We start from the raw sequence: 22,882 nt of genomic DNA, 5'->3' as shown, positions 1-22,882 counted from the left end.
CGAAGTATCTGACGATACTGGAGAAAGTTGCCTACACTCTCCGACCGACCGATGCCGTCATGCAACTCCAACTCACCGGAGACCCGCATGACGACCCACGATCCCATTCCCGCGCGCCTGGCCGCGCTGAAGACCGCGACGACGCCGGAGCTGAAGGCGCAGTGGCGCGACCTGTTCGACAGCGAGCCGCCGCCGTTCAACCGACGCTACCTGGAGAGCCGGCTCGCATACCGCATCCAAGAACTCGCCTATGGCGGCCTGAAGCCCGAGACGATCCGGCGGCTGGAGCGGCTGGGCGAAGAGCTCGACGGCGGTGACAGGAAAAAGAGCCGCGTCCGCGCCGACACCATGCCCATCGCCGGCACCCGGCTGATCCGCGAGTGGCAGGGCGTCGAACACGTCGTCACCGTCACCGCGGACGGCTTCGAATGGCAGGGGCGGCCCTACAAGTCGCTGTCCGCCATCGCCCGCGCCATCACCGGCACGAGGTGGAACGGGCTCGTGTTCTTCGGTCTTAAGAACCGGCGGAGGCGGACATGACCAAGCCGGTCGTCCGCAAGCAGCGCTGCGCGATCTACACTCGGAAATCCTCGGAGGAAGGGCTCGAGCAGGAGTTCAACTCCCTTCACGCCCAACGCGAGGCCTGCGAGGCGTTCATCGCCAGCCAACGATCCGAGGGCTGGGTGCCGGTCCGCGACCAGTATGATGACGGCGGCATCTCCGGCGGTACGCTCGAGCGCCCCGGCCTGCAGCGGCTGCTGGAGGACATCGAAGACGGGCTCGTAGATGTGGTCGTGGTCTACAAGATCGACCGGCTCAGCCGCTCGTTGGCGGATTTCGCCAAGCTGGTCGAGGTGTTCGACCGAAACGGTGTGACCTTCGTCTCGGTCACGCAGAGCTTCAACACGACCACGTCCATGGGGCGACTGACGCTCAACATCCTCCTGTCCTTCGCCCAGTTCGAGCGCGAGGTCACCGCCGAGCGCATCCGCGACAAGGTCGCCGCCAGCCGAAAGAAGGGCATGTGGATGGGCGGGGTGCCGCCCTACGGCTATCGGGTCCAGAACCGGAAGCTGGTGATCGATGACGAAGCCGCCGAGCATGTCTGCTGGATCTTCGCCCGCTTCCTCGAGATCGGCTCGGGCACTGAACTGGCCCGCGAGGTGGCGAAGCGCGGCATCCGCACGCCCCGCGGCAACCGGATCGACAAGAAATACCTCTACCGGATGCTGAACAACCGCGCCTACATCGGCGAGGCGGTCCACAAGGGCGAGAGCTACCCGGGCGAGCACGGCGCGATCATCGACCGAGAGACGTGGGATCGCGTCCACGCCATCCTGCAGGAGAGCCCGCGAAAGCGCGCCGCGCGCACCCGCGCCGAGACGCCCGCCTTGCTGAAGGGCCTGCTGTTCGGCCCAGACGGCGCGGCCTTCTCCCCGACGCATACCCGCAAGGGCGGGAAGCTCTATCGCTACTACGTCAGCCAGACCGTGCTGAAGCACGGCGCCGGATCGTGCCCGGTCGGCCGCGTGCCCGCGGGCGAGATCGAGGCGGCCGTCATCGACCAGCTCCGCGCCGTGTTCCGCCAGCCCGAGATCGTAGCGGGCACGTGGAAGGCGGCGCGCGCCCATGCCGACGCCATCACCGAGACCGACGCCCGCGCAGCGTTGCACCAGATCGACCCGCTGTGGGACGAACTGTTCCCGGCCGAGCAGGCGCGCATCGTGGCGCTGCTGGTCGAGCGGGTCGACATCGGCGTGGACGGGCTAAACGTCCGCCTGCGCGTCGACGGCCTCGGCGGTCTGGCCCGCGAGATGCTGGCCGGTGGAATCGGAGAAGCAGCGTGACATGCGGCGCGCCAGTCCCCGACATCGTGACACTCCACGTCCCGTTCCGCATCGTGAAGCGCGGCGGGCGGAAAGAGATGAAGATGCCCGAGGGCGCTGTGCAACCACGGCGGACTGACAACACGCTGGTCAAGGCGCTGGCGCGCGCCTTCCGCTGGAAACGCATGCTGGAGTCGGGCGAGTTCGCAACCATTGCCGAACTGGCCGAGCGCGAGGGGATCGCGCCCTCCTACATGACCCGCGTCTTGCGGCTCACGCTGCTCGCGCCCGACATCGTCGAAGCGATCCTAGACGGGAAGCAGGCACCGGGGGCGACGCTGGCCGGATTGCTCAAACTAAGGGAGGCGCGCTGGAGCCGCCAGCACCTCATCCTCCAAAGCCAAGATGCGGACACGGATGCTGCTTGCTGATAGTGGCCACGCAGCGAGCCCTCACCGTCCATCTTTCCTCCGCCTCCTCTGTCAAGATATTGTCTTCACCTTTGAGCCCAAGCCCACTATCGTGTATTTGAGGGTTGGGTGATGAGCCTGCGTCATCGCGGGGTCGCGCGCCTAGCCAAGGGTTGCGGGACAACAACGCCAGCCGCAGCGAAACGAGAGCAAAGCAAGAAAGCAAGTCCTGTGAACTATTACCGCTCGCTTCCCGAACGTCCCCTTCAAGATACACTGCGGGTCGTCGACCTTTTTTGCGGAGCCGGCGGCCTCTCATGCGGCTTTGATAATTTCAATGGCGCTAGGCGGTTCAAAACAGTTCTCGGGATCGATAACGATCCATCGGCAATTAAGATCTTCAACAGGAACTTTCGCAGCCTTGGCGACCGAGCTTCACTGCCTATCGGCCGTGTCGCTGATATGACATGGTTCCAGCACCCTACTGAGATACGCCTTTTTTATCTCGTTCACCTCGCGGGTTCGTCTTTCCATCCCGAGCTATTCGAGCGCCTCAATGAAATCGGCTTGTCGGAATTTCTTGCGCGAATTCGCAATATCGACAAAAAATTCTCATCACTTGCTGCCGAGATTTCGCAAAGTGATGACTACGTAGAAGAGTTGTCTCGTGTACCGCCGCAGACTTTCACACTCGCTTTAGTCAAAGCGTTCGTAAACAGGTTAGGAGTTTCCTCGTTCAGTAGGCCGTTGGCAAGCACGCGGAGTCTCCCGTGGGGTGAAGAGTGTGAAAGCCTCCTCGAAAACGCCGAGGGGGAACCAGCCCTTGGTTTTCCAAATCGTGAACTGGTCCATGATATGGAACAAGAGTGGTCAGCACGATTCAATGAAATCCAAGAAGCCGCCGGTAAATCTGGCCGCGGCCAGAATTCTAACAACTCGAAACGCCTTACACGACTTTGTGAGTTTCTGAGCACCGACGCATTTTCCAGGCTGAAGGAAGCATGGATCGATTGGCGTGCCTCACGTGCATCTGTCCGTGCCGAATTCTGCCTTGAAAACAAGTCGCAGCTTGAGGAGCTCTATTTTGATCGATATCGGGCGCACATCGTGCTCGGCGGACCACCGTGCAAGGGATTCAGCCGTATTGGGCGACCGGTAATCCAAAGCCTCCGAGACCAAGGAGTGCATGCGTGGTCGCACAAAGAATATGGTGACGAGCGCAATGCTCTCATGGTGCAATATGTGCTCTTTCTCGAGGCGCTTCAGCCCGAAGTATTCCTCTTTGAGAATGTATCCAACTTCCAGTCGGCACTAAAAACTCCGAATGGCACCTTCGATGCTCCCGCCTTGCTAGTTGAGCTGATTGAAGAATTGGCCACCGATAAACTGACGTATCATGTCAGTCACCAGGTCATTAACGCTCGTGATTATGCGGTACCTCAAGACCGTCGCCGCTTCATAATGTTTGGCGCGAAGGCTGGGGCTGCTCCTCACAATATTGCTTCGAAGTTCTTTGAACTTAAGTCCGCTGCTGCGGACGTGCCTCTGCGTGTGGCGCTCACTGGCTTGTCTGATCCGCAAGAGTTTGATCCAAAGGGTGGGATAAAGACAGATCATTCAAGCGCAGTGTACGACGTTTGGGATCCCAAGCTTCCTCCGGAGCAACGTGATTATCTGTCTTGGGTTCAGCAGCCTGACCCCGTCTCTGGAGTAAGGCCAGCCGCTACTGATGCTCACATCTTCCGAAAGCCGCGTGATGATGATCGCGTCTTCGCGTCTTTTGTCGCCCCTGGTATAAGGTGGATGGATCTCAAAGTTGACCGTTCGCAGACCCTTCAGGACCTAAGAGACGGCATAGAAGCCGCCATTGAAGAGGTTCAATCGTCAAAGACAAAGCACGCACTTGAGAATCTGCTTGGCAAAGTAGATGGAAGCCTGATGCTTCGTCTCCTTTTGGAGCACACCAAGGAGAGGTTCAAACTTCCTGAACAGCACTTGTTGCTCGAAGGCTACCTGAAGAACGGTGGATCAACACATGGCGACTGGTTCGAACGGCTTTCTGCAACAAAGCCGTGCAGGACTATCGTGGCACACATCGGCAAGGATACCTATGCATACTGGCACCCGACGGAGCCTCGGTCTCTGACCATCAGGGAAGCGGCTCGCGTCCAATCGTTCCCTGATTTTTTCCGTTTTGATGTTTCAGGGGTCGTAGATACGTACTCAGCTATAGGAAATGCCGTGCCACCTTTGTTGTCTCGCTTGTTTGCCGCGCGGATTTCCGAGCTTGCAGAAGAAATTCAAATCTTCCCGCACGAGGGGGAATGTGCCAATCATAAGACAGATCTTCTTTCTGCGAGCTGACAGCCACTATGCAAGATAAACGTATCTATTTTGGGAGCGGGAATTTGAGCTTGATAAGGTCAATCAAACACCCAAGCTCGTGAAAGAGAGCGCCACGCTCTGCTAGAGAAATCTTGTTTTCGACGTGGGGGATTCCGACCTTCGAGACAAAAACGTAGTCGAAGAAAGATGCGTCCATAGCTATGAGGTTTCGCGGCATGTCGCGTTCTACATCTGGTCCTTGACTATTTCTACCACCTTCCCTGACCATGTCGGCTGTGGCAAACACGTAAAGCACTTCCGAGACGTCTGAGCCAGCGGGTGCCGTGAGTCCCCATTTGTCCAGGCAATACTCATCATCAATTGTGTCAAACAGAAGCTTCCACATGGTCCCAATGTGGAAAACTTCTTTTAAACGAGTCTTCGCGCTGATGACTACCGCATTAAGCGGATTTCTTCTGGAGAATATGGCCATGTCCCCTTCAATTGGGATAGAGATGTCCATATCTCCCGTCTTAAGTGGAACGGTCCTTCTCAACTCAAGAGCGGCTTTCAGTGCGGGTGGAAGGCCCTTGTCTATGAGAATCTCGTCCTGATCCGAAAGCGTGTCGGCCAAAGCATAGACAATAAGATTTACAAAGTTCTCGCCAACATTCTTGGCAACGCCTTGCGAAAGGGTGGTTCTGAATCCTGCTTCGTTTACGAGGCCAGGATTCAGTCTCTCGGCGAGCTCTTCTGCAATATCGTAGCCAAACAGAAGCTCTGTCAGCTTATTTAGAGCCTCCCTGTGCGCGATGGCTCGATCAAGGCCAGCTGAGATTGCGACATCCACTGCTTCCATGTACTTCTGGCGAACGCCATCGAATGCTGCAGGACTTGTGTGTTCCCTTATTGGGAGGTCGCCTTCAAGCCAGCTCTTGACCATCCTGTTGAACTCAGGAGCGGGAACGCCGTCGGCACCGTAGAGTCGGGCCTTTCGTGCTCTTTTTGCCATGTGACTTCCATTCGGATCTTCTCGAACTCCCTCCTAGGTCAGACAAGCAAGATCATCTAGACCCAGACAGCCACACTGCCCCTTACAGGAGGCTTGACCGCAAAACGGAGCATCTCCAACGGTCTTCACGCGATTGACCTCCTGGCGCCTGGGCCACCGCGGAACGAGATCGATTGTGCAGCGACTGCTGCCCCCGCAGGAGTATGCATCGTCAATCGAACTGGCTTAAGCTTAGTATATGTCTGATGTCGTCGACGCCGTCACTCGTTCGCGGATGATGGCTGGGATCAAGGGAAAGAACACGAAGCCTGAGATGGCTCTTCGGCGGGCGCTGCACGCACGCGGCTTCCGCTACTGTCTTCACTCGAAGAAAGTCAAAGGTAGGCCTGACCTCGTCCTCCCGAAGCACCGCGCGGTCATCTTTGTGCACGGGTGTTTCTGGCATCGGCATGAGGGGTGCCGCTACGCTACCACTCCCGCGACGCGCGTAGCGTTCTGGCAGGCAAAGTTCGACGCGAACGTTGCGCGGGACAGCGCGGTTCGGGGCGCGCTGCTTGCGGCGGGCTGGCGCGTAGCGACGATCTGGGAGTGTGCCCTTCGAAAACCGGAACAGATCGCGGCAGCGGCCGACCAGCTTTCAACTTGGTTGCTCTCCGAAACGGAGACGCTCGAGCTCGGCGAACGCGGGGTCTCGCCACCTACAGGAGAAGGCGAATATGTCAGCTCGTCCAGCTGATTGGTTCAGCCCTCAGGGTATAATGCGCCTGTTGAAAGTTCGATCTGAGTGTCATCTTGCGCACGCCACTGGCGCCGAAGTGTTTAGCCGGGAACTCCGAAAAGCCATCTTATTTCAGAGTCTTGCAACCTGAACACCAAACTCCCGCAGTCATGAGGTCCAGAGAATACCGGCAATGAGAGACCGCCTCCGGGCCTCCGGGCACCGAGGTCGGTGCTCAGCCCGTCCCGCATAACCCTCGAAAACAACGGAAAAATCCGGCCGGAGCCGGATCGGGAGAACGCTTTCGCGGGGGCAGGTGGCGGAGAGACAGTCCGAAAGTGCTTTCTTTCCATGTACCTAAATGACTGAATTTGCGAAAATAATGGGCTTCTCGTGTTGCGGTTTGTGCAGCAAAATGTGCAGCAAAAAGCTCAGGGTGGGCCATCCGAATTAATCAGGTGGATAGCCGTGCGAGGTTTTTGGTCAGGAGGCCCCCTACCGCAGGTCGCCAAAAAAGCATCGAAGTCACGCCACCAAGAGTTCCGGGGCTGAAACGGCTTCATTGGTGTCATAGATCGCTATGCGAAGCTGGTCTGCATACTCGCTTACTGCCTCAGAGGGTTCCAGACCTCCGTCGATCAACTCGAAAACAGGTTGGAAGCGGCTTTGAAGGATTTCGATGGCTCGAGCATCGTCCATTGCGCTGGGGCTGCGCAAGCGGCCATCGATTTCGCGTGCAGCAACTGCGTCTCCAAGAATGGCCCGTGCGAGCAAGATCAACGACTCCAACCGCGGCATCTGTTCCGTCAGCGCAGTCAGCCGTTCGATGTCCTCGCTCGCGAGCGCCTCTTCGAAAGCGGCGGCAACTGGCGGAAGCGCCTGTTCTGACGCATGCCAGAGGTTGTGTCGCGCTGCGAGGATTTGAGCATAGGCAAAGCTCGGGTCGGTATTCAGTATCTCCTGCAACTCCTCAACGGCAGATGCATCACTCTGCAGGCGCTGACGCAAGTGCCGCAGATGTCCACTGCGTCCGAGTTCCGCGATTACTTCGTCGCTTGAATCGGCATCGACAGCGTCAATCACTCTTTTCCGAGCAGCGGCCAATAGAGGGAGCGGTTTGCCATCATCCAAGTAGGAGCGCCATTGCGTCGGAATAGCATTCTCAGAGTCGATCGTGAGGCCATCTTCAATTGCCGTGCGCGCTGCTTCCATATCTCCCCTATTGGCCAAGAGGCGGGCAAGAATTGCGTAGGTCACGGCATTGAAAGCCTGCGCCTCAATTGCGTCGTCGAGCAAGGCCAAAGCCACGTCTGCTTGATCCAGCGCAATCAGGATTTCAGCCAATTCGTTGCGCATCAACGGATTACTCGGAAACCGGCGAACTGTTTCCCATCCAAGCGCGACCGCAGCATCGTAAGCGCCGCCACTAAACAGCGCGTCGCGCCAAAGCCCCCATGCAATCGGGTTGCGGGGTTGATATCGCAGTGTTTTGCGAGCCAAATTCTGCGCAAAACGTGCTACTTCACTGTGATCATTCACAGAATTCCGAAGCAGAATGTTGCCCACGTTACAGAAAGATCGCACCAGAAAATAGACGTCTCCGGTCGCGTCAGTATAACGTTCGTAGCGCTCCACCATCGTGTTCAACCGATCATCCAAATCTGAAAATCGGACGCCGTCACGAAGGTCATGAATGATGCTCTCACGCAGCTCCGGTGCCGGTGGTTCAAGCGAATGAGCACGCCCTTTGGAGTCTTGCAATTTGGGGAACACTGGATCGCTTGCCCACCAACCGGGCGTTTCTATCCCAGCGTCCACATAGGTCTTTTGCGAGAGGACATTGAATACATTTTGCCGCAGAACTTTTGGTCCTGCGGGATGCAGTCGCTTCAACGGCGACCAAGCCCGCATGAACTCCTTGTCCGAGGGAGCCTGTTCGAGTGCCCAAGCCGCAAGCCCGGCAATCCAAGGTCGCTCGCCGCGCTCGATTGCACCAGGCAACCGACGAAGGCCCAGCAATCCGATCTGCAAGTACCCTTTTGGATAGGTGGAGCCAGACTCCCTGCAAAGGCGCATCCAGAAGGGTGCGAGGGCGTCGGGATCGGCAAGACGCTCTGCAAGGATCGGTTGCGTGTTGGCGAGCATGCGGAAGTAACTGGCCCGCGCGTCCCGAGAAGGTGTCAGGTTCAACCGGTTCGCCCACGCGAACCATCGTACGTATTTGTCGCGCAATTCGAGGGCCGGCTCGGTCTGATCGAGAAGAGCAATGATTTCGAATGCTTCTGAGACCTGGCGAATGAAATCCTGTAGTCTGGCCCGATCGGCAGGTAGGTGCTCGTCGCGTTTCATTCGAAGCCAGGACAGAATGCCTGAGGCCAAGGCTATTCGCGCCGGGTCTTCGGCAGGTAAATGGCCGACGAGCGTGCGAGCAGCATCCGGAGCATCGGCGCGTGTATACGGGAACACGGCAGCGTAGCCCGCCATGAGATCAGACACAGACGCCTCCGGCGAAGCCTCAAGTACTTCGAGCCAAGGATGCCGCTCCGGGCCTTTTTGTTTCAATGCTTCTGTCATGTTCCGAACGTATGATCGCCAGATGCGATTTGCAGCGCTAGCAGGTGCAGCGCGCGCAGGTCGCTAATATCGGAGGTAGGGGCCGGTGTCACTATCATACCGATTTTCCAGATGTTTTTGTGCGAGTATGTCACGCGAGAGTTAAGAAACTCCACCTTCAAGTTTTCGTCACCGTCACAGGGCGTGAGAGCCATAGCGCGACCAAACTGCAGCGACTTGGGAGCGGGAAAGTAATGCTCCCAAGGTTCGCTGTCCAAGACGGTCGGCATGGTGATTGGAAAACCGGTAGTTGCTTCATTTCGGACGTCGGCGACTGAATACTTGCACAAGGCCACGGGTTCTGGCGCCGTATTCGCGGAATAGTGGGCAAGACCAAGCAGGTCGCGCAAAGCGTCAGCCCAATCAATCTGGTCAATCTCATCTTTCACTTCGCTAAGGAGCGTTGAAAATGCGGGTCTAAGATCGCGTCTTTGATTCCAGAATTCGCAAAACTCATCGAGAAAAACGGTGTCATCGGCGTCACGAGCTGCTTTCAGTTCGTCAAAGGTGCAACCGAATTCCCACATTGGTCGAGCCAAGCCCTCCAAGCGAACAATCAATTGCGCGTGGTCTATGTCTCCAACATCATTGGGTGCAAATGTATCTTGAAAGGTATGAGGCTGGTCCAAATCCGTCTTCACATACCGGTTCACATAGTCAATGTGGCGCCTCGTTAAATCGCCCCAAGAGCTGCTCAAAGGTGCAAATGCTTCATCTTCAAAGAACTTTCGCCGCTCATCTGAGACGCCCTGTTCTAAGTGCACATTAGTCGCTTGCGCATTTTGGTTTGCATCAAGCGACGCCAAACCCGACTGGAGCGCTTTGTCTAACTCGTTATCTTCGAACTGCATCTACTTCCTTACGGTCCGGCTTGGTTGGCTGGGTCGATTTCCCATTGTTTTCGAGCGACACTACTATGGCTGTTGATCGGATGCTATCAAGAAGAAGGTGTGCACTCGGCTAAGTTGCTGCATCGTGCGTGCGGAGGTTTAAGCTTTTTCCGGCAAAAGTCCTGCAACAGTGGCCCTTGGGGGCGGGAGTTGGCTCACAAACCCAACCCGCGCTTCCGCCTAAACGACCAGTCAACGCCACCGCCCGGCATTCCGACGCCCCCAATCTGCTGGCCGATCCGTCGTTCCAGAGCGTCGTTCCAGGGGACGAGGCTGAAGCCTAGGCCGTTGTCGATCATGGCGAAGCGGCCGCTGGGGAGTTGGGTGCTGCCGACGAGTTCTCCGCCGAAGCGGCTGCCGGGTTTGATGGGGGTCCAGTCGCGGCCGCGGTCCGCGGCCATGGCGCGGCCGACGCGGGCGATCTCGCGAGCTTCCAGTCTCTGGACGAGGTCGCGCGCGGCGCGGATGCGGCCCTGGCCCAGGTCTTGCACATCGCCGCGTTGGACGAGGACCTGCTTGCGGCGTCCCATGGCGCGTTTCATCTCCAGCCCGAAGCCTGTCTCTCGCAGATCGGTACTGCCCTGTCGCATCAACTCCTTGTCGAGCCAGGTCGCGCCATCATGGGTGACCTGCTTGTCCAGCCCGATGGGGGAGAGCATCTCCATCCGCGCGCCGGGGCCATGTCCTTTCCGGTCATGGGCCAGACCGCGTTCGGGCAGGTCCTGCGGCACCTTCCAGTAATCCTCGCCCCAGCGTTCCACGATCCCGGCCCGGCGCAGGGCCTCGAGGCGGCGCAAATGGGCGGTGACGAAGCGCTCCGGGTCGGGCGTGATCTTCTCTGCCCGGGCGATCTCGATATGCCGCGACGGGTGATAGGTGCCGTCGCTATCCGTCGCAGCGAGGATGTTCCGGTCGGCCGTGCGGGGGTCGGTCGGTGGCGGCACAGCGGCGACGATCATGCCGCGACCGATGCCGTCGCAGCGATCCGCATGAAGCTCGATCTGGTGCACGCGCCCATCCGTACCGTCGATCACCAGCTGCACCCGGTCGCTATTGCCGTCGCCCGCGAGGTCGCGCGCCAGTACCCGGCCGGTGATCCGCTCGCGCAGCTTGTCGCGATGCATCGCCAGTTGGGACGTTCCGCGCGCATCGTTGAGATCGTTGCCGTCCAGCGCCCGGTGCATCGACTTGATGATGTCCTCGCGCTCGCCCAATGCGCGCAAGGTGCCTTCGGCACGATCGGAGATGTGCCATTCGCCGGGCCGCACTTCCGTCGCCAGCCCCATCTTTTCGAGCCGCCGGGCGCGCGCGATCAGCAGCGCGCGGTTGCGCTTCATGGTCTCCAGCGTGTCGTGATCCGGGCGCAGATCGGCGAACTCGCTCGCGGCTTCCTGCTCGGCAATGAGCATGCGGTCGAGACGTGTGAAGCGGTCGGCTTCGACCTCGCGCCGCAGCTGGTCGGTGACCTCCAGCTCGGTCTGGCGGCCCAGTTCAAGCGTCACGATCTCGCTCGCCCATTCGCGGATGCCATGCGCGATGTAGTCGCCCGCGATGTTCAGGATCTTCCCCTGGTCGGTCACGCCGCGGACCAAAATATGCGTGTGCGGGTGCCCGGTGTTGTAATGGTCGACCGCGATCCAATCGAGCCGCGTCTGCAGATCGACCTCCATCTGTGCCATCAGGTCACGTGTCGTTTGGCGCAGGTCGGACAGTTCGACGCCTTCCTCGGCGGAGACGATGAAGCGGAACTGGTGCCGGTCGTCGCGGCCGCGGTCGAGGAAGTCCCGACCGTCGGCGGCATCCTCACTCGCGGAATAGACCTGGGCCCGTTCACCGTCGCGCGTGACACCATCGCGTTCCAGGTAGCGCAGATGCGCATCGACCGCCTTGGCGCTGACGAAGGAGCGCCCGCGCGCCGCGCCCCGCTGCGGGTTGAGCTTCACGATCCGCGCCTTCACGGTCACCCGTCGGGCGCGCGTCCGGCTTCCGTCCGGACCGCGCGACCACGGGTTCCGGCCTTTCAGTTCGGCGGCCACCTTCGCACCCCGGCCGCGCGCGTTGTACCGTCCGCTTGCCTTTCCCTTCCCGGCCAACTTGTTCGGATCGCCACCCGCGCGGCGCACGGCCTGGTGCACTTGGGCAAGGAAGCCCTGCGGCTTGCGGCGCACGCGCGAGGTGCGCGGCTGGTGATCCCGGGGCTTGCCGGGGCGGATGCGGAACTCAGTCTCGTCGCGGGTCATGGAGAGACGATTGGGGGTCGTATTGGGACGGATCAAGGGGCGTCAGGAGGCCATCGAAGCCTAGCGCGCAAAGACAGGCCGTAGCGTAGGTTGCTCCCCGGTTGCGGCGCCGCGTGGCAGGAAAGAGTGTTGAATTCATGGAAGAAAGTGTCGATCCATGCCGCACGATATTCGCACGCCGACTCCGATAGAGCTCAAAAAACAATGTGCAGACAACAGCTTAGGGCCAGAGGCCCGGCCAGCGAGGCACTCGCTTTATCTTGCCATCCCTCCTGTCGTCTCCCGCGGCCCTCCCAGGCGAGCGTTTTTCGCTGTCCCAATAGCCGAAACATGCTGACCCGGGCGAAGCTCCTGGACGCATGAGTCGTGATCCTGAAGTGACCGCCCAAGTCAGGGCACCGACGACCTATATCGGTCCAAGGCCGCACGATCATCCCATCCGATTTGCACGCTGTGACAGGTCGCTTTGCGCGGCGTGTTCGCTTGCTCTGCACAAGACGCACGCGCCGCCTCATGTTGCTCGACATGGCACCGTCGCGCCCATCAGCAACACGCACCGAACCGGCCCAGCCGATCGATGCCACGCGGATCGAGGCGGCGTTGGTGAAAGTCGCCGCGCTGGTCGCGGAGGACCCGACCTTCGCACCTGTCTTCGAGCGGCTGGAGGCGGAACTGGCTGCGGCCGTGAAGAAAGAGAAGCGGCTGTCGCAGGCGCAACGCCGGGCGCGGGCGCTGCTGGCTCAGAAGGCAATGCGGGCGACGAGTTCTGCGACGTGTTCCAGCGATGCGCCCTTACCGTATCGCTCGCGGTCGAGCCGGTGACCGAACAGGTCGCGGCGGATCCGGTCGTCGATCCCGGCGGCGAGCATGCGGTCCTCGAAGGCATGGCGCAGGGAATACATCGAGTGGCGCGGGGTCTCGAGCAGGCCGTTGGCGCGGAGGAACTTGTTCACGACTGCGCTGAGGGTCGCCCGATTTCGGTAACGCGGGAAGCCTTGAGGGTACTGCTTGAAGGCCTCGAGCGAGACACCGGTCAGCGGGATCACGCGGCGGGCATAGTGCGACTTCAATTGTCGCCCTTCCGGTTCGATCGAGATATGCGGAACGTCGCAGTCGAGCCGGATCGTCTCCGCCGTCAGCGCCGCGCCCTCGGACGGCCGATAGCCGGTGTTGATCATGCCGAGCAGCAGGGCGCGGGCCTGACCGTTCAACCCGTCCAGCGTACCGGGGGCGAGCAGTCGCGTCCTGATCCAGTCCTCGCTGAAGGGCGGGCGCGTCTGCTTCTCGCCCTCCTTGAATGACAACTCGCCCAGCGGCAGCGAGAGGCCAAGGCGCTTCATCGTGGTGACGGTCTTCAACACGTCGCCCAGGTGGATCAGGTCCTTGTTGGCCGAGTTCGCCGTGACCTCGCCCGCCTCAATCCGGTCGAGCCAGTGCTGGCGGAAGTCCAGCATGTCGTCGCGGGTGATGTTGGCGATCTCCTTGTTGCCGACGACTGCGACAAAGTTCTTGATGGCTTTCTTGCGGGGCGCTTCCCAGCGGCGCAGCTGATCCTCGCTCTTGCCCAGCGTCTTTTCCTTGGCGAGGCCCCAGTAGAGTTCCAGTGCCTTGGTGACCGTGATGCGGGGCTCGGGAACGGTGCCGAGAAGGGCCGCGGCCTCGATGGCATCGGGTTGCTTCGCCGGGGCTGGGATCGCCTCGACGCGCTCGACGACTTCCTCAACCGGCAACTTGGCCACCGCCCCCGCATCCAGATACCGAAAGCCGCGCGCCCGGGCGAGGTCGCGCGCGGCTTCGTAGCGGGCCTCTGCATCTTCACTGTTCCCGGCCAGCCGCGCCTCCCAAGCCTCGATCATCTGGCTCCACGCGCGATCCGCCTTGCTGCGGGCGATGGTCTCCGAGTCGGTATGCAGGCTGATCCAGACGGTTTCGCGCGGCTCGATCCTTCGATACCGGCGCGGCACACGGCGGCGGAGGTGAAAAAGACGGCCTCGTTTGGCAATGCTCATGGCGGAGAAATTCCCCATTTGTGCAGCAAATTGTGTAGCAAAATGTGCAGCAAATCAAGCGGACCGAACACCGCCATCAGCGCGAAAACGCCGATTTTCGTCGCACTATCAGTATATTGGGATGGATCGTCGAATGCCTAAAGTGGCGGAGAGACAGGGATTCGAACCCTGGAGACGGTTTCCCGCCTACACGCGTTCCAGGCGTGCGCCTTCGACCACTCGGCCACCTCTCCGTGCCGCTTCGTGTAGCCTGCAACGGCGGGCCTGTGCAAGGGGCTGAAAACGGGCTCAGGTCTCCAGATGCAGGTTGACCCGGCGGTTTTGGCGGCCCTTCTTCTCGATCTTGCCCAGGCGCACCGGCCCGATCTCGCCGGTGCGCGCCACATGGGTGCCGCCGCAGGGCTGCAGGTCGACCTGTGCATCGCCCTGCCCGATCCGGATCAGCCGCACCCGGCCCTGCCCCGTGGGAGGCGCGACAGACATGGTTTTCACCAGGCCGGGATTGGCGGCGAGGTCGTCATCGGTGATCCAGTCCTCGGTGACGGGCAGGTCGCGGGCGATCAGCGCGTTCAGCGCCTCTTGCAGCGCGGCCTTGTCTTCGGGGGCCTCTTCCATGTCGAAATCGAGGCGGCCCTTCTCGGCGCCGATGGCGCCGCCCGTGACCGGCAGGGGAATAACCACCGACAGCAGATGCAGCGCGGTGTGCACGCGCATGTGGCGGTGGCGGCGGTTCCAGTCGAGATGCTGGACGACGGCGGTGCCCGGCGGCGGCGGTGTCGCGCCCTCGGCAGGCACCAGCAGGATAGCTGCGCCCGCGCCCTTCACCGTGTCGGCCACGGCCATTTCGCCGCCCGCCCAGACCAGTCGCCCGCAATCGCCGGGCTGGCCGCCCCCGCGCGGGTAGAAAAGGGTGGCGTCGAGCGCGACGCCGCCTTCGGCAACCTCGGTCACGGTGGCCGGCGCCTCGGACCGGTACGCATCGTCACGAAACAGCATGCGGGTCATCGGCCGTCTCCATCGCCACCGTCGGTGCCATCGGTGCCGTCGTTGTCGATCCGCGGCACGTACTCTTCGGGCTGCGAGGTCGCGGCCGGGGCCGGTGCGCCGGTCTCCGGCGCCGGTGCGATGGTTTCGGATACCGGCCGCGGGCCCGAAAGCGTCTCGGGGTTGCGCAGCCAGATATCGCGCTGGGCGAACGGGATCTCGATCCCCTCTTCGGCAAAGCGGCGGGCGATCTCGTGGTTGAGATCGTTGCGCACCGAGAGGCTGTAATTGACGTTGCTCAGGATCACCCGCACCTCGAATTCCAGCGCGTCGGCGCCGAAATTCATGAACAGGATCAGCGGCTCGGGGTTCATCACCACCAGCGGATGGGCCCGCGCCACTTCCCTGAGGATTTCATCGACCTTCTTCGTATCGGTGCCATAGGCCACGCCCACCGGCACGATCACCCGGCCCATCAGGTTGTACTTGGTCCAGTTGGTCACCTGCCCCGACACCAGGTCGGCATTGGGCACGATCACGTTGGTACGGTCGAAGGTCTCGATCCGGGTCGCGCGCACCGAGATGTCCTTGACCGTGCCCATCACCCCGCCGACCTCGATCCAGTCGCCCTGGCTGACGGGCCGCTCGATCAGCAGGATGATGCCGGAGACGAAGTTCGACACGATGGTCTGCAGGCCGAAGCCGATACCGACCGTCAGAGCGCCGGCGACCAGAGCGACCGAGGACAGGTCGATCCCCGCCGTGGTGATGGCGATGATCGCGGCGAGGAAGATACCGACATAGCCCAGCCCCGAGATGATGGCCGTCTGCCCGCCCGGGTCGATCTTTGTCTTCGGCAGCACGGTCGAGCGCAGGGTTCCCTGCACCACCCGCGTCAGCGTATAGCCGACGGCGAAGACGAGGGCGAAGGTCAGGAAATCGGTGGGCGAGACGCGCGTCTCGCCGATGGTGAACCCTTCGATGAAGCGTGCCCAGACCTCGGTCAGGTCGGCGACCCGCGCCCCCCAGATCAGCGCCAGCACCGGCATCGCCAGAAACGCCAGCACCATGCCCACCAGCACGGGGATCAAGCCCTCGGTCGCACCGTCGCCCGTGGGCGCCCCGGTGAGCAGGTCGTAGACGTCGTAGACGAACCGCTGAAGTATCATCAGCAGGCCCAAAAGGGCCAGCGTCATGATCGTGGGATGCACCAGGAACTCGGCCGCCTCGACATAGCCGATCGCGGCCAGAACGGGCCCGACAACGGCCACGACGACCACCGCCCGGCTGATAAGGCCGATGATCCGGTTGCGGTAGTGGCGCTCCTCGGTCGATGCATCTTCGGCCTCGACATGGGACCGCAGCAACCGGCCGACGCGCCACAGCAAAAGCCCGCCCACCACGATCAGCGGAAAGCTGAGCACCGCGCGGGTGGCGTCGCTGAAATCCTCGCTCTGGGCGAAGCTGGCCCCGAGCAACGCGATGCCCAGCAACAGACCGAGGCTTGAGGAATAGAACCTGCCGGCGGCCATCTGCTCCTTGCTGAGATTCAGGATCGGGCGGCTGACCTCGGTCAGGGAAAAGACGCGCCCGCCCAGCCAGCGGCCCACGAAGACGACCAGCCCCATGACCGGTATCAGCTCGACCAATTTCAAGCCCCGTGGCGCCATCATGCCAGTGGATTTCGCCGCAGCCACGAGGATGAACAGCCCGACCACCGGCACGATGATCTGAGCGATCGACGAAAGCGACGCGTAAACGACCCGCCCGCGTCCCTTTCCGCTATTCACGATGCGGCTGGTCAGATTCTGTGTCCAGCGCCGCCCGCGCAGCACCAGGACCCCGGCGAGCGCCAGGTAAAACAGCGTCGCCGGCAGGTTCTCGCGCATCACCGTCCGCCGGGCGGGGCTCTCCCAATTGGTCGAGATCTCGCCCCAGATCGCGGAAAACGATCTGGCGGTCTGACGGCCGGCCTCCGGCCAATGCACCGGGTTGAGCGGCGACGGGCCCAACAACAACAACTCGTTGGCCTGCCGTTCGCGGATCAGCACGTCGATCTCGCGGATCAGGCCGTCGGCCCGGCTATACGCCTCCTCGGCCTTGCGCACCGGCGCCTGAAGTTCGGAGAGCTGCCTGTTCAGTTCGGCCCTACGCTGGGCGATCTCGTTGGCCTCGCTTTCGCCCTCGGCGGGGGCCGGTCCCAGCGACTCGATCTGGGTTTGCAAGGTCTGGATGCGGTTGGAATTGACATCCTGCGCGGCCAGGAATTTGGCTCTCCAGTCGGCGATTTCCTGGCGCAGCGCCTCCATGGCCGCGTTCGAGGCGCGGCCGGTCTGCAACACGTCTTCGGCGCGCGTCGCGGTCTTTTCCCAGGCCTCGTAATCCAGCGCGTCTTCGGTTTGCGCCTCCTGGGCGACGGCCGGCGCGGGGCTCAGGACCGGGCCGAGCGACGCCAAGGCGAGGCTCAGCACCAGAAGCAGGCGGACAAAAACGGTCATGGCTCGAACACCTCTGGCAAAGAGCGCGCATCGGCAGCCATCCAGCCCGGCACCGGCAGGCCCTTTTCGCGCAGGAAATCGGGATTGAAGAGTTTCGACTGGTAGCGCGTGCCGTAGTCGCACAGCACCGTCACGATCGTATGGCCCGGCCCCATCTCGCGCGCCATGCGCATCGCGCCGGCCACATTGATGCCCGACGAGCCACCAAGGCACAGCCCCTCTTTTTCAAGCAGGTCGAACACCACCGGCAACGCCTCGCGATCCGGAATGCGGTAGCACAGATCGGGGGTGAACCCGTCGAGGTTGGCGGTGATGCGGCCCTGGCCGATGCCCTCGGTGATCGAGCTGCCTTCGGAGGCGAAGGCGCCGGTCGTGTAATAGCTGTAAAGCCCCGCTCCCTCGGGGTCGGCCAGCCCGATGCGCACGCCGCGGGGCTGCAAGACCGTGGCGACACCGGCCAGCGTGCCGCCCGAGCCCACCGCACAGATGAACCCGTCGACCTTTCCGCCGGTCTGCTCCCAGATCTCGGGGCCGGTGCCGTCGATATGCGCCTGGCGGTTTGCGACGTTGTCGAACTGGTTGGCCCAGATCGCGCCTGAATGTTCGGATTGTGCAAGAACATGCGCCAAGCGTTCGGAATATCGCACGTAATTGTTCGGATTCTTATAGGGTGCGGCCGGCACTTCGACCAGCTCGGCCCCAGCCAGCCGCAGCATGTCCTTCTTTTCGCGGCTCTGCGTCTCGGGGATGACGATCACCGTTCTGAACCCCATCGAGGCGCCCACCAGCGCCAGCCCGATGCCGGTATTGCCCGCCGTGCCCTCGACGATGGTGCCGCCCTCGCGCAGGGTGCCGCGCGCCAGCGCATCGCGTATGATCCAAAGCGCGGCGCGGTCCTTGACCGACTGGCCAGGGTTCATGAACTCGGCCTTGCCGAGTATCTCGCACCCCGTTGCCTCGGACGGCCCCGCGAGCCGCAGCAGCGGCGTGCCGCCGACAAGTCCGGCGAAATCCGGTATGATCTGCATGGCTGCCCCCTGTTCCCGCCCCTGCCTATCGGGCGTCCGGATCGAACTCAAGCCGCGGCGCGCAGCCGCTCACGATGCCGTGCAAGCCACAGTGCCGACAGGATCAGCGGCGCGTTCTCGATCTCGCCGCTTTCCAGCAATTCCATGAGGCGGGTGAAGTTCACCACATGGGCGCGGATGTCCTCGCCCTCGGACAAAAGCCCGCCCAGCCCGGCAGCGCTGTCCGGCAGGTCGGCCTCGGCCACGAAGGAATAGATGTACTCGCTCTTGGCCCCCGGCGAGGGATAATAGGCATAGACCTTGTGCAGACGCCCGATCTCCAGCCCCGCCTCTTCCAGCGCCTCGCGCCGAACTGTCTCTTCGGCCGCCTCGCCCGGATCGATCAGGCCGGCGATGGCCTCCAGCGACCAGCACTCGCTGTCGCCGCGGGCATAGGGGCCGGTGCGGAACTGCTCGATCAGAAGCACGGTGTCGCGCGCCGGGTCGTAGGGCAGTACCGTGGCCGCATCGCCCGATATGAAGGCGGCGCGGTTCACCTCTTCGCTCATGCCGCCGTCAAAGCGGCGGTGGCGAAACTCGTACTCCTCGACGGCAAAGAACTTGGCATAGGGTTCGCGCCGTTCGCGCAGGGCGATGTCGTCCGGCCGGGTCGCCCGGCGCAGCGTGGTGGGCGACGGGCTTCGCGCCTTGCGCCTGGCCTCGGCGCGCACCCGGATACGGTTGACCCGCCGCGCGATCTGCTGCGGCGGCACCTCGCCGTAGCGCGCCATCACCTCTTCGGCGGCCAGAACGCAAAGCTCGCCCCAGCGCGCCGCCCAGTCGGCAAGGCGCCACGGCGCGCCGGGGACCAGACCGTTGCCGCGCGGCGCGTAGAACGCGGCCTCGGCCGGGCCCTGGGCCGTGGTCACCGTGACCGGCGCCCGGCGGAAGCCAAAGCCGCCCTCGTAATAGTCCAGCCGCGCACGCGCCTCGGCGTCAAGCCCGGACAGGACCAGGCCCTCGGCCACATGGCCCTCGGCGGGGCGGATCATCGGATAGCTTTCGCCGGCGACCCAGTCGACGCGGTAGCCCTCGGCCCGGGCCGGCGCGGCGTCGAGCGCGGCCTCGGGCCGGCCCAGCACCACCGACAGCAGCGGCAGATGGCACAGCGTGCCATAAAGGAAAACCGTCTCCATTCCCGGGCCTGTTATCTCCAGCGCTGCGCCGCCCATTCCGCGAATAGCCCGCCCAGTATTCCGCCGACGATGAGAATGCCCATCACGCTGGGCGAGGAAAGCGCGAGAAAGCCGAATTCGCCGGACAGCTCGACCATGCCGGTCAGCGCGTCCATCGGCCCGTCATAGCGAAGGTCGGTCGAGCGTTTCAGCATCTCGGCCACGGCCTGGATCAACAGCCCGTAAAACAGGATCACCGCCGAGGTGCGCAGCCCCGAGCCCATCGCCTTGCCATAGCCCCGCCCGGCCAGCCGCCCCATCACCAGCCAGCCCGCGCACATCCCCAGCCCGGTGTTGAGCGGCGTGAAGATGCCGAACTGCGCGCCCTCGGGAAACAGCGGTTTCACGCTTTCCGAGGCGAAGAACGCCACCGCGGCGAAGGCGAGCGCGGCAAAGAGCTTGGCGGCGGTGGGCATGTGTCAGGCGGGCCTTGTCAGGGTGATCTGCGTCACATCGCAGTTTCCGCTGTGAAACGTGGCGGCGCAAGAGGTCAGGTAAAGGTTCCACATGCGCCGGAATCGCGCATCGAAGCCCAGGGGCGCGATCTCGTCCCAGCGCGCGTTGAAGGTCTCGCGCCAGCGGCGCAACGTCTGCGAGTAGCTTTCTCCGAACTCGACCGAGCGCGTCACCTCCAGACCGGCCGCGCGGGCCTGGTCGCGCAGCACCGTGGGGCTGGGCAACATGCCGCCGGGGAAGATGTATTTCTGAATGAAATCCACGCCCTTGCGATAGATCTCGAAGCGCCGGTCCTGCACCGTTATGATCTGCAGCGTCGCGTGCCGGCCCGGGTGCAGGCAGTTTTTCAGCGTGCCGAAATAGGTGGGCCAGTATTTCTCGCCCACCGCCTCGAACATCTCGATAGAGCCGATGCCGTCATAGACCCCGCGCTCGTCGCGGTAATCCTGCAGCTTGATCTCGACCCGGTCTTGCAGCCCGGCCCGGCGGATTCGTGCCACCGCATAATCGTGCTGCTCGCGGCTGATCGTCAGCCCGGTCACCTTCAGCCCGCGCTGGCCGGCCGCGTATTCGGCGAATCCGCCCCAGCCGCATCCGATCTCCAGCACATGGTCGCCGGGACCGACGCCCATCTCGTCGAGCATCGAGGCGTATTTCTGCTCTTGCGCCTTTTCCAGGCTCTCCTGACCGCTGAGGAACATCGCCGAGGAATAGGTCATGCTCTCGTCGAGCCACAGCCGGTAGAATTCGTTGCCGAGGTCGTAATGGGCGGCGATGTTCTTGCGGGCCTGCCGCTTGGTGTTGCGCTGCAGCCAGAAGCGCAAGCGCTCGTAGGCCCGCACCAGCCCCTGCCCCGGAAAGCCGTCGTAAAGCTCGTCGTTGTCGGCGTGGACGAGATCCATGAAGGCCTGCAGGTCCGGCGTCGACCAGCCCTCGTCGAGATAGGCCTCGCAAAAGCCCAGGTCGCCCTCGCGGATCAGCCGGGCAAAGATCTCGGGGTCGTGGATGTCGAGTTCGGCCACCGGGCCGGCCCCCCGCCCGTCGGCGCGGAAGAGCCGGCCGTCGGGCATGCGAAAGTCCAGCCTGCCACGGGCCATGCCGCCCGCCACGTGGAAGACCTGGCTGAAATAACGCGGCAGGTTTTCCTGCCCCTTGGTGGTTGTCAGGACTGTCATCCCCGCTCCATCGCTTTTTTTGTATCTATGCAGAATCGACCCGCTTCCGGCAATGGCGCATCAGAAATCGCGGCTCTCGTAGGCCGCGAGGGCGCGCTTGCGGCCCTCTGCGGGCGTCACCACCATGTCGGGATAGGCGTCGTGGGGCGACAGGCCCCAGCGCTTGGGGATCGCATCGAAATAGGCCAGCGCGGTGGCGGGCGGGCGCCGGCGACCCTCGGCGATCCAGGCATCGACATAGGCCTGGTCGGGGTCGAACTTTTTCAGCTGCGTCTCGGGGTTGAACACCCGAAAATAGGGCGTGGCGTCGGGGCCCGAGCCTGCCGACCATTGCCAGCCCATCGCGTTTGCGGCCGGGTCCCAGTCAATCAGGTGTTCGGCGAACCAGTCGAGCCCGATTTTCCAATGGGTAATCAGGTGCTTTGTAAGATACGAGGCCACGATCATCCGGCCGCGGTTGTGCATGGTGCCGGTGACGTGCATCTGGCGCATCGCCGCGTCGACGAACGCGACCCCGGTGCGGCCCTGTTTCCAGGCCAGTACCTCCGGGCGCTCGGCGTCCTCGTTCCAGGGGAAGGCGTCCCATTCCGCGCGCCAGTTGGCGCAGGCGATGCGGGGCGTGTGGTACAGCAGGTGATAGGCAAACTCGCGCCAGACCAGTTCTTTGAGAAAGGCCTCGGCGCCTGGGTTGCCCTCGTGACGGGCGCGCAGCGCCGCGTGCCAGACGTGGCGCGGCCCGATCTCGCCCCAGGCCAGGTTCTCCGACAGGCCCGAGGTGCCGGGGCGGTCGGGGCGATCGCGGTCGGTCGCGTAATCGGCCAACCGGTCGGCCAGAAAGGTTTCCAGCCGATCTGCCGCCACGGCCTCGCCCACCCTGACGTGGCCGGCCACGACGCCGGCCCCCCGGCGCATGGCCGCGCCCATCCGCCAATCGGCCGGCGCCTCGCTCCTGGGCCAGGTTCGGGGGCAGACCAGTCCGGCGGGTTCGGGCGCGGGCGCGTCCACCCCGCGGTCCTTCACCGCGCGCCAGAAAGGGGTGTAGACCTTGTAGAACCCGCCGGTCTTGGTCTCGACTGTCCAGGGTTCGAACAGCAGGTGCCCACCAAAGCTGGCCGCCCTGACGCCACGCTTTTTCAACGCCGCCTTGACCGCGGTGTCGCGCGCGATCGCCTCGGGCTCGTAGGCCCGGTTCCAGACCACGCCGCAGGCGCCGGTCTCCTCGACCAGCGCCGTCAGCGTCCGCAGCGCCGGGCCGCGCCGGCAGGTCAGGCGCAGGCCCAGCTGGGCCAGGCGCTTGCCCAGACGTTCAACCCCGAGCCCAAGCCGCCACTTGGGCGCGGCGGCCAGTGCCTCGACCGTCTCGTCATGCACGAAGACCGGTATCACCGGGCGCTCGCGGTCGGCAGCCGCTGCCAGCGCGGGGTTGTCCGAAAGCCGCAGGTCGCGCCGGACCCACCAGATGATGGGAGATGTTGTCGCCATTG

General features: G+C 62.8%; 17 protein-coding genes and 1 tRNA gene. 5 read left to right on the top strand and 13 right to left on the bottom strand.

Going from position 1 to position 22,882, the window contains the following annotated elements:
* Positions 1–87: 87 nt before the first annotated feature.
* The 4 genes from Ga0609869_RS09665 (at position 88) to dcm (ending at position 4,600) form a co-directional block, all read left to right on the top strand.
* Positions 88–540, top strand: coding sequence for a DUF2924 domain-containing protein (locus tag Ga0609869_RS09665; RefSeq protein ID WP_125406539.1), 453 nt, complete (start codon positions 88–90; stop codon positions 538–540).
* Positions 537–1,847: a recombinase family protein gene (locus Ga0609869_RS09660; protein WP_125406537.1), complete on the top strand. Its 1,311-nt coding sequence runs from the start codon at positions 537–539 to the stop codon at positions 1,845–1,847. Before Ga0609869_RS09665 ends, Ga0609869_RS09660 begins: the two co-directional genes overlap by 4 nt.
* Before the next feature lie 77 nt (positions 1,848–1,924).
* Positions 1,925–2,257 (top strand): hypothetical protein, encoded by a 333-nt coding sequence (locus Ga0609869_RS09655; protein ID WP_438826874.1) that lies wholly within the window; start codon positions 1,925–1,927, stop codon positions 2,255–2,257.
* 111 nt (positions 2,258–2,368) lie between these two features.
* Positions 2,369–4,600: a DNA (cytosine-5-)-methyltransferase gene (dcm, locus tag Ga0609869_RS09650; protein ID WP_125406534.1), complete on the top strand. Its 2,232-nt coding sequence runs from the start codon at positions 2,369–2,371 to the stop codon at positions 4,598–4,600.
* 25 nt (positions 4,601–4,625) lie between these two features.
* Here dcm and Ga0609869_RS09645 read toward each other — a convergent pair whose 3' ends face one another.
* A complete protein-coding gene (locus tag Ga0609869_RS09645; RefSeq protein ID WP_125406531.1) occupies positions 4,626–5,573 on the bottom strand; it encodes a hypothetical protein in 948 nt (315 codons plus the stop codon).
* Between the two features lie 238 nt (positions 5,574–5,811).
* Between Ga0609869_RS09645 and Ga0609869_RS09640 the strand changes: the two genes are divergently transcribed.
* Positions 5,812–6,309 carry a very short patch repair endonuclease gene (locus Ga0609869_RS09640; RefSeq protein WP_125406528.1) on the top strand — a complete coding sequence of 166 codons (498 nt, stop codon included), beginning with the start codon at positions 5,812–5,814 and terminating at the stop codon, positions 6,307–6,309.
* 507 nt (positions 6,310–6,816) lie between these two features.
* On the opposite strand, the gene Ga0609869_RS09635 is transcribed toward Ga0609869_RS09640, so the two are convergent.
* From Ga0609869_RS09635 to Ga0609869_RS09580, 12 genes are all read right to left on the bottom strand, one after another.
* Positions 6,817–8,865, bottom strand: a complete 2,049-nt coding sequence (locus tag Ga0609869_RS09635) for a tetratricopeptide repeat protein (RefSeq protein ID WP_125406525.1) — start codon at positions 8,863–8,865, stop codon at positions 6,817–6,819.
* Positions 8,862–9,755, bottom strand: a complete 894-nt coding sequence (locus Ga0609869_RS09630; protein ID WP_125406522.1) for a hypothetical protein — start codon at positions 9,753–9,755, stop codon at positions 8,862–8,864. The genes Ga0609869_RS09635 and Ga0609869_RS09630 overlap by 4 nt, the downstream gene beginning before the upstream one ends.
* A 194-nt stretch (positions 9,756–9,949) precedes the next feature.
* Complete coding sequence (locus Ga0609869_RS09625; RefSeq protein ID WP_125406519.1) at positions 9,950–12,034, bottom strand: DUF3363 domain-containing protein; 2,085 nt, start codon at positions 12,032–12,034, stop codon at positions 9,950–9,952.
* Between the two features lie 740 nt (positions 12,035–12,774).
* Positions 12,775–14,043: a DUF6538 domain-containing protein gene (locus Ga0609869_RS09620; RefSeq protein ID WP_125406516.1), complete on the bottom strand. Its 1,269-nt coding sequence runs from the start codon at positions 14,041–14,043 to the stop codon at positions 12,775–12,777.
* Between the two features lie 143 nt (positions 14,044–14,186).
* Positions 14,187–14,276: transfer RNA gene (locus Ga0609869_RS09615), tRNA-Ser, on the bottom strand.
* A 55-nt stretch (positions 14,277–14,331) separates the two neighbouring features.
* Complete coding sequence (locus Ga0609869_RS09610) at positions 14,332–15,048, bottom strand: alanyl-tRNA editing protein (protein ID WP_125406513.1); 717 nt, start codon at positions 15,046–15,048, stop codon at positions 14,332–14,334.
* Positions 15,045–17,525 carry a DUF3772 domain-containing protein gene (locus Ga0609869_RS09605; RefSeq protein ID WP_125406511.1) on the bottom strand — a complete coding sequence of 827 codons (2,481 nt, stop codon included), beginning with the start codon at positions 17,523–17,525 and terminating at the stop codon, positions 15,045–15,047. The genes Ga0609869_RS09610 and Ga0609869_RS09605 overlap by 4 nt, the downstream gene beginning before the upstream one ends.
* A complete protein-coding gene (locus Ga0609869_RS09600) occupies positions 17,522–18,553 on the bottom strand; it encodes a cysteine synthase A (RefSeq protein WP_125406509.1) in 1,032 nt (343 codons plus the stop codon). Before Ga0609869_RS09600 ends, Ga0609869_RS09605 begins: the two co-directional genes overlap by 4 nt.
* Before the next feature lie 47 nt (positions 18,554–18,600).
* Complete coding sequence (locus tag Ga0609869_RS09595; protein ID WP_125406506.1) at positions 18,601–19,728, bottom strand: NUDIX domain-containing protein; 1,128 nt, start codon at positions 19,726–19,728, stop codon at positions 18,601–18,603.
* Positions 19,729–19,739: 11 nt separating this feature from the next.
* Positions 19,740–20,183, bottom strand: a complete 444-nt coding sequence (locus tag Ga0609869_RS09590) for a TrgA family protein (protein WP_125406503.1) — start codon at positions 20,181–20,183, stop codon at positions 19,740–19,742.
* 3 nt (positions 20,184–20,186) lie between these two features.
* Positions 20,187–21,398, bottom strand: a complete 1,212-nt coding sequence (locus tag Ga0609869_RS09585) for an SAM-dependent methyltransferase (RefSeq protein WP_125406500.1) — start codon at positions 21,396–21,398, stop codon at positions 20,187–20,189.
* A 60-nt stretch (positions 21,399–21,458) separates the two neighbouring features.
* Complete coding sequence (locus Ga0609869_RS09580) at positions 21,459–22,880, bottom strand: cryptochrome/photolyase family protein (protein WP_125406497.1); 1,422 nt, start codon at positions 22,878–22,880, stop codon at positions 21,459–21,461.
* Positions 22,881–22,882 lie beyond the last annotated feature (2 nt).

The sequence above is a fragment of the Rhodovulum iodosum genome (assembly GCF_041020385.1).
GTDB lineage: Bacteria > Pseudomonadota > Alphaproteobacteria > Rhodobacterales > Rhodobacteraceae > Rhodovulum > Rhodovulum iodosum.
The sequence above is the reverse complement of the archived record's forward strand: the minus strand, read 5'-3'. Positions and strand labels throughout refer to the sequence as shown.